3 protein-coding genes are annotated in these 2,951 nt (G+C 45.9%); 1 reads left to right on the forward strand and 2 read right to left on the reverse strand.

Annotated elements, in window-relative coordinates; genetic code table 11:
- Positions 1-162: 162 nt before the first annotated feature.
- Positions 163-765: a WG repeat-containing protein gene (locus AC06L3_RS02650; protein ID WP_475669076.1), complete on the reverse strand. Its 603-nt coding sequence runs from the start codon at positions 763-765 to the stop codon at positions 163-165.
- The gene (locus AC06L3_RS02655; protein ID WP_475669077.1) at positions 762-1,187 is read right to left on the reverse strand and encodes a hypothetical protein; all 426 of its coding nucleotides are present in this window, start codon (positions 1,185-1,187) and stop codon (positions 762-764) included. Before AC06L3_RS02655 ends, AC06L3_RS02650 begins: the two co-directional genes overlap by 4 nt.
- Before the next feature lie 666 nt (positions 1,188-1,853).
- Here AC06L3_RS02655 and AC06L3_RS02660 point away from each other — a divergent pair.
- The coding region (locus AC06L3_RS02660; RefSeq protein ID WP_475669078.1) for an ATP-binding protein at positions 1,854-2,951 on the forward strand (1,098 nt) is incomplete at its 3' end.

The following is a 2,951-nucleotide window of genomic DNA, read 5'->3' on the forward strand; positions in this document are numbered from 1 at the left end:
AGATGAGGGGCACCGCCAGCTCGGCCCTTGCCCAGATAGAGAAGAACCTCTACGACGCCCCATACATGGCAGACCCAAGACCTAAGGTCAAGGTAGGCGTACGCTTCACTTGCGCAAAGCACACCATAACCAGCTGGAAAATCGCAAGGTAAGGAATCATTGCTATCTGTTACTGACGCTTTGTTCATCAGATATGATTGCGTCATATCCCATAGGACGCACAAAATTGCCGTTGCGGTCTATCATGCCCTTCATTCCTTTTTCATTCTCCATAAGGCACAAGCCATTCTCAAACCTGTAATCCTGCTCCATCCAATAATCAAGTTCAGGAGCTATGACATACTCTCCCCTCTGATCGATGAATCCCAGCTTGCCGCCAGGCTCCAATACTGCAGCAAGGCCCTCGCAGAATGTCCAGGCATATTCATATTTCGCCTCAATGGCTATTTCTCCCGTATTCACATTCAAGTACCCCCGTTTTCCGTTACGGTCACAGAAAACAGTAAGACTGTCCGTTTCAGGCCTTTCAGCAACCCACTCGAATACTGGACCGAAATACTCATCGGTATTGCCATTATACAAACGAGCCCGGCCTCTGCCAAAGCGATGCACATAGACACTGTCGCACAATCTCGTGTCATCCTCATGAGCCGATTCGCCAAAATGACGGCAATACAGTTCCTGCAAAATACTGAATACCCCAAAGACTGCAAAAGCTCCAACCAGCACCAGCAGCACCCGTAAAATGATTTTTGACTTTTTCATATGTTCTCAGCCTCTTTCTTCATTTGTTCAACCTGTTTCCAATCATGATTCACATAGCGGAACTTTGAAACAACTCTACCCCTGCGGTCAATGATTCCATAGATTGTAACTTCTTCATCATCCGACATCCCGAAACCATCATCATCCATATAATACATCCCGTCCGGATTCAGCTGCCAGCATACCAATGCAACTCCATTATGATAATTCATAATATGAGTAGGATAATGAGCGTCAAGACTCCTTGCCACTCTCTTGCAGGAATCATCCAGAAATGAAAGCGATTCCCAGTCAATGTCATCCGCTGTAACCGTGCGCAAGCATTCGTCTGCACTCATGAACTCTATCCTGGAGCCGTCACGTTTATCCACCAGGAAACGCGGCTTAAAATAACCTGAAATAGACTCTTCTATTAGTTCCATATCTTCACCCAGGCTGTTTTCGGAGTCTTGTGCACAGTCATTGTCCCATATCAGATCATCCTCACCTTCATCAAGGCACTCATCTTCATCAATATTAATAGCACCGCCCTTTTGTTTCCGGCAACCAAAAATAAAATCAAATAGCCACATAATCCAAATTTATTATTACCTCTTATAGCGATAAATCTCTTTTTATCAGAATGATTGAATATGATACCATTAATATTAAATTTATGCCGGTGACACCCTTTCCCGAACGGATAAAAAAAGAAGACGTGGGAGTCTTACCTTGCTCATCCCAGATACAGGCCTTGGCTGCCTTCACAAAAGGATAAGCAACACTAATAGCCCACGCCTGGGATGATATGCAGTAAAACCCACGCCTGAAGGGCGCGGTACCGAATGACCACCGCAAGTGGACGCTATGGCTGCTTTATCTTCCTTTGTGATTCAAATTGCCAAGTTTGTATCTGAAAGATAAACGTCCGGTAACGTCTTATAACATGTATTTAGCCGTAATATGCTAGCTGTTGCAAATTTATATAAAGAATCCTGCAATTCAAAGAAAAAAAATCAAGGTATTTGATGGCGGTTGTCATTCTCTCTTCATTTGCAATTCAAAACGCTTTTATCTATATTCGCAAGATTGGAAACAAGAGAGCAGTTATGGAAGAAGCCAAGAGATACAGGGAGCCATGGGAGTTCCCTACAGACACGGACAGTTTCGAGACCATAGTCCAGACCGGAAGAGTGTATGTAGACAAGACAGACCTGATATACAGGATGACCCGCAGCCAGTGCGTCTTCCTCAGCCGTCCCCGCAGGTTCGGCAAGTCACTGCTCTGCTCAACCCTAAAAGCCTATTTCCTTGGGAAAAAGGAGCTCTTCAAGGGACTTGCAATGGAGACGCTTGAGAAGGACTGGGTGAAATATCCTGTGTTCCATTTCAACATGAGCGTAATAAAGGACAAGAATCCGCAACAGGTTCTGGACGCACTGAACGTGATGCTTCTCAAATATGAAAGTGTTTATGGAAAGGACTATAATGAAACGAGTCCCGGAATGAGGTTCCAAGGTCTGGTGCAAAGAGCCAACCAGCAAACAGGAAAAGGTGCCGTGATAATTCTGGACGAGTATGACGCACCGCTTCTGCATCTTGAAGGCGGCAGCAATGAATTCAAACTGGTGCAGAAGATTCTCAGGGAGTTTTACATCACCTGCAAGGCCTGCTCCGAATACCTGCGCTTCGTGTTCATAACAGGCATTACAAAGTTCAGCCACGTGAGCATATTCAGCGAGCTCAACAACCTCCAGAACATATCACTCAACGAGGACTACGCAACACTCTGCGGAATAACCGAGGCCGAAATCCGCCGGATATTCGACAACGACATTGAGAACCTTGCGCTCCACAACGAAATGACCAAGGAGGAAATGTATGATACACTGCGATGGAAATATGATGGCTTCAACTTCAGCAAAAAGCAGGCCGGAGTCTTCAATCCTTACAGCCTAATGCTCACGTTCTCCTGCAAGGAACTCCGTGCTAACTGGTTCGGCTCCGCAACCCCATCTTTCCTCTTTGAGAGGATGAAAGGCTTCAGGACAGACATCATGAAGCTCAACAGGACCGAAATGATGCCTGCATCCGCCTTTGACATGTCAATCCACGAAATGACAACAGCGCTTCCTCTGCTGTACCAGTCGGGATACCTCACCATCAAAGGCTACAGTCCGGCATCCAGTTCATACATACTTGGCATC

It is taken from the genome of Candidatus Egerieousia sp. (assembly GCF_056211015.1).

Excerpts from the sequence above, each read along its gene's own strand:
- AC06L3_RS02650 (WP_475669076.1), bottom strand. The coding sequence starts at position 765 with ATGAAAAAGTCAAAAATCATTTTACGGGTGCTGCTGGTGCTGGTTGGA.
- AC06L3_RS02655 (WP_475669077.1), bottom strand. The coding sequence starts at position 1,187 with ATGGAACTAATAGAAGAGTCTATTTCAGGTTATTTTAAGCCGCGTTTC.